The sequence below is a fragment of the Fervidicella metallireducens AeB genome (assembly GCF_000601455.1).
Lineage (GTDB): Bacteria > Bacillota > Clostridia > Clostridiales > Caloramatoraceae > Fervidicella > Fervidicella metallireducens.
Genome location: NZ_AZQP01000163.1, coordinates 1 through 528 on the forward strand (window position 1 = coordinate 1; position 528 = coordinate 528).

The 528-nt window shown below is 35.2% G+C and carries 2 protein-coding genes; both read right to left on the bottom strand.

From position 1 onward, the window contains the following. The coding region (locus tag Q428_RS15080; RefSeq protein ID WP_084478428.1) for a DUF2922 domain-containing protein at positions 1–159 on the bottom strand (159 nt) is incomplete at its 3' end. A gap of 34 nt (positions 160–193) precedes the next feature. Next, a complete protein-coding gene (locus Q428_RS14300; RefSeq protein WP_035382158.1) occupies positions 194–418 on the bottom strand; it encodes a DUF1659 domain-containing protein in 225 nt (74 codons plus the stop codon). Positions 419–528 lie beyond the last annotated feature (110 nt).

Sequence of the window (528 nt, forward strand, 5' to 3'; positions counted from 1 at the left end):
AAGACTTCCTCCTGTTGTGTCAAAGATGTTTTTTGAAATTATAAGCTCCATCAATGACCTAACTTCTACCTCTGTTAAGTTCTCCTTAACCTCTGGAACATTTATTGACACATTCTTCCCTGCCTGGTTCTGAAAAACCATCTGAAGACTCTTTGCCATATTCTCACCACCTTCCTACCTAAATTTAAATTCATTATTCATTTATAAGCTCATCTAAATCCTGTCTTTGAACTGAACTTACTGGAACAGCAAGTATTGATGCTATCCCCTGTGCCACTGCAAATACATCTTCCTTTACTGCTCCTGGTTTTACCCTTTTAAAGGTAATGCTCTTAAAAATGTCATTTCCCTTTCCATCAACTCCAGTTTTAACCTTCATCACTAAAGCTGATGTTAACCTAACTGAATTCACTGCCATCCTTTTCACCCCCTTTCACTTATATAAGTTGGGGGAAGATAAAAGTTTATATATAACTTCTAAAAAATTTTCAGATTACAATGGAAAAAATAAAAAGACAATCCACTAAG